Annotated in this window: 2 protein-coding genes; one reads left to right on the top strand and one right to left on the bottom strand. The window is 55.3% G+C overall.

Annotated features, from left to right (window positions below; genetic code table 11):
- Positions 1-186: 186 nt before the first annotated feature.
- Positions 187-1,866: a sulfotransferase gene (locus tag P0D89_RS51520; RefSeq protein ID WP_408370857.1), complete on the bottom strand. Its 1,680-nt coding sequence runs from the start codon at positions 1,864-1,866 to the stop codon at positions 187-189.
- Positions 1,867-2,606: 740 nt separating this feature from the next.
- Between P0D89_RS51520 and P0D89_RS51515 the strand changes: the two genes are divergently transcribed.
- On the top strand, positions 2,607-3,647 hold a 1,041-nt coding region (locus tag P0D89_RS51515), incomplete at its 3' end, for a porin (protein ID WP_408379402.1).

Below are 3,647 nucleotides of genomic sequence, written 5' to 3'. Positions count from 1 at the left end.
AATGAAGAATTCTAGCGCTTCAAAAATGTGTTTTGACACAGTCTGGGCCGGCTTCTGCCCGACGCGATCCGCCCAGCTTTGCGCACGTGCTGCCTTATGCCTCTGTAAACCGTTCCTAAAGAATCCGAAGGTGCCGGATTTTCCAGCCGGGTCTGTCCTTGACGCTTATGCTTTTGGCTTGCCCATTTAGCTCGCCAGGCCATCCAGAAGCGGTTGCAACAATGTCTGGGCTGGACGCCAACGCCGCAATGACGATCTAAACAGCGGTTCGCGAACCTGCCGGGCACTCATGGTCACGACCGGACGCCTGGTTTGATGAAACCGCAGGCAGCGTTCGTCCCATTCGAGCCCGCAATGAGCAAGCATCCGGCGGACGTTGTACTCGAAATCATTGACCAGATCCTCGTACTGAATTTCGATCATGGTTCCTTCCGGCAAGATACTTCGCCAATGCGCCATCAGATCGGCGTAGGCGCGATAATACCGGCCAAGTTCACCCAGCTCATAGGCAAACGGAATATCGCCGAAAAGCTTCGAATATATTGATAGGCAGGTTTCCACCGGATCCCTTCGGATATGGACAAACCTGGCATTCGGCAAGGCCAGATGAATCATGCCCAGATAGACGAAGTTAAAGAGATATTTGTCGGTAATCCGCTGATAGTCTTGAGCATTGCTCACCACAGCATGAATACGGCACAAGTAGTCGTTGCCAATTGAAGTCAATGGAGTAGCCGCAATTGCGCGGAGCGCATCGATGTCAACCCTGCTGCTTAGGTTCATCCGTGCCTGTAGTGCCCTTTCAAAGTCGGGACGTTCCCCGAGTCCGAATACCCGGGGATGGCTGGCAAGGATCTGTTCGACGAGCGTTGATCCTGAGCGTGGCATCCCTACGATAAAGACCGGGGAGCAGGATGGGTCGCCTCTCCCGCGATTGGCCTCCAGAAGCGCGGACGTTATCAAGCTGGGAATGTCTCTGAGCAGGTTGAGCGTGCGTTCTTCATCGTAGTGAATGCTGACTCGATATATAGCATTGGCTCGCCGAAAGTGTTCGAACGACTGCTCGTGGTTGCCGTTGTCGGCGAGCGTCTGCCCGAATGCGAAGTGCAAATGCATCTGGTTGACTGGCGTCAGCGAATCAACACGCTTGATCCGATCGGCCATGGCAATAACGCACGGATCGCTGGCGGACAGGCGCCCGGTCTGAACCAGAAATCGGTAATATGAAAAATTGTCAGGGTCAATGGCAATCGCGCGCCGGAAATGCAACTCCGCACTATCCAGTTTACCTAACGACATAAGCGTCTTGCCAATGTTGTTGTGCACCGCCGGAACGTCTGGCGCAAGTTCAAGTGCCTGCCGGGTATGCTGCAGAGCCGCTTGCGGATCTCCCAGGTCGTTCAGGACAGTCCCAAGATTGTTATGCGCCTCGGCATTGCTGGGATCAAGCTCAATTGCCTTGCGATAGTGGACGGCGGCATCAGGCAGATTCCCGTCGAACTGAAGGGCCAGCGCCAGGTGGTAGTGAAGGATGGCGAAATCGGGCTGGCGCGCCAACCCTTCCCGAGCACTTTGAGCCGCGACGGCGAAGGTCTTCATCGTCAATTGGACGATGCACAGGCTGTTGTAGAACGCTGGATTGGGGAAGGCATTAATTGCACGCGAAATCCACGCTTGTGCAGAAGCGTGCTGATTCGCGGCAAATGCAACCAGGCCGCGTAGGTGCATGCCGTCGGCATGGGCGGGATTGATGGCGACGAGACGTTCTAGCAACTGCGCGGCAGCGTTCAAATTACCGGACTGATACGCCTGTTGAGCTTCCTTGAACCGGACGTTGCAATATTGCTGTATGGAAACGGAATCCATGTCGAAGGCGTCGCCATCGTTGCGGCGGTTGAGGGGAATCGGACGGCACGATGGCGATGGTGGTCGCGATCAGTACGTGACGGGAGTATATGAGATTGTCGACGCCGGATTCCGAGCGGCGCGAAAGGAAGGGAGACAATAATATTTCTTTCTATTTCAAGTGACGGCGAAAGTCACTTTATCTCGAACAGCGTTCGCTCGTGCGATCGCACTGGTTGCGTGCGAGCGAATGGCTACCGGATTGCATCTTTCACATTTCCCCTGACTCGCCGCCATACTCTGCTACTGAGACGACCGTAGACGTTGATTACCCGGTCCCACGACGAGTTGCTGTAGGCGACCCACTCCGGACTCTGGACTAGGCGCCATCTAATCGGCAGCTTTCAAGGTACAACGGTCATAACTGTTTAGGCTCCTCCCCGCCGAGTGAAATTCACTCTTTCAGTTCACAACGATGACAATGAAAAATTGACAACCTAAATTCGCGTTTAGATTGTTACTGGTACCGCCCGACAGCGCCACTCGCATGAATTGAACGGGCGCGATGGTCAATAGATATGACCCTTGAAAGGCACCCTGTTCGATCAAACAAGAAATAGAGGATGCCTTATCACGTGAATCCAGAAAATCCGATGGGTCTGGTGGTCGGAACGAAGCTCACGCCATATTGATGTATCCGCGAAGTGGCATGCGAGGCGACGACCTTACAAGACAGTGGCACATTCACATCGGAACAGATTATGAAATTAAAGCCTCTCTCACTCGCCGCCCTCGTTGTGGTTTCATCCGCAGCGCACGCCCAAAGCAGTGTCACCTTGTACGGTACGATCGACACGGCGGTCGCCTATTTTAGTAACCAGAAGGGAACGCACGGGTCGGGTGGAACGTTTCAGATGGTATCGGGCACGCTTACAGGCGATAACTGGGGTTTGAAAGGTAACGAAGACCTCGGTGGCGGCCTGTCCGCTATCTTCAATCTGCAAGCCGGATTTAACGTGAACAACGGCGAAGCCGGCCAGGGCGGGCGTATGTTCGGTCGTACCGCAATGGTTGGTCTTGCTGACAAGAGTTTCGGCACCGTCACCATGGGCCGTCAATACGACCCGCTCGTTGACCTGATCCAACCGCTTACAGAGGACGATACATACGGCTCGGCCTTTGCAACACCCGGTGACATGGATAACTACGACAACAGTTCCCGTGTCAACAACTCGATCAAATACACCAGCCCGACCTATGCCGGCCTCCAGGTGTCAGCCATGTATGCCTTCGGCGGGGAAGCCGGCGAAACTAGCGGCGGACAGACCTACGCGATTGCGGCGGCCTATAACCATGGCCCCTTCAATCTGGCTGCCGGTTATCTTCGCGCGAACAACAATGGTACGTCCTCGACATACGATGGCTTTACTTCGACCGGTCTCGACTCGTCTGCCATCAACGGTGCGTTTATTTCTGCGAGCACGCTGCAAATCATCCGCGCCGCCGCGACCTATGCAATCGGCCCGGTTACGCTGGGCGCTGCCTATAGCAACGTTGACTACGGCAACTACGCGGCTGCCGCGGGCCCGAACAACGGCACCCGGTTCAACACGGGGCAGGCGTTCGTTAACTACCAGTTGAACGCTGCCATCGAGCTCGGGGTCGGCTACAACTACACGAAGGGCAGCGGCAACAACGTCGACGCCAGCTACAACCAGGTCAGTCTTGGCGCGGACTACGCGTTGTCCAAGCGCACTGACTTGTATGCTCTGGCGGCCTATCAAAAGGCCTCCGGCAACACG

The organism is Paraburkholderia sp. RL18-085-BIA-A (genome assembly GCF_046027075.1).
GTDB lineage: Bacteria > Pseudomonadota > Gammaproteobacteria > Burkholderiales > Burkholderiaceae > Paraburkholderia.
This window is presented reverse-complemented; position numbering and strand designations above follow the sequence as displayed.

Excerpts from the sequence above, each read along its gene's own strand:
- P0D89_RS51520 (WP_408370857.1), bottom strand. The coding sequence starts at position 1,866 with ATGGATTCCGTTTCCATACAGCAATATTGCAACGTCCGGTTCAAGGAA.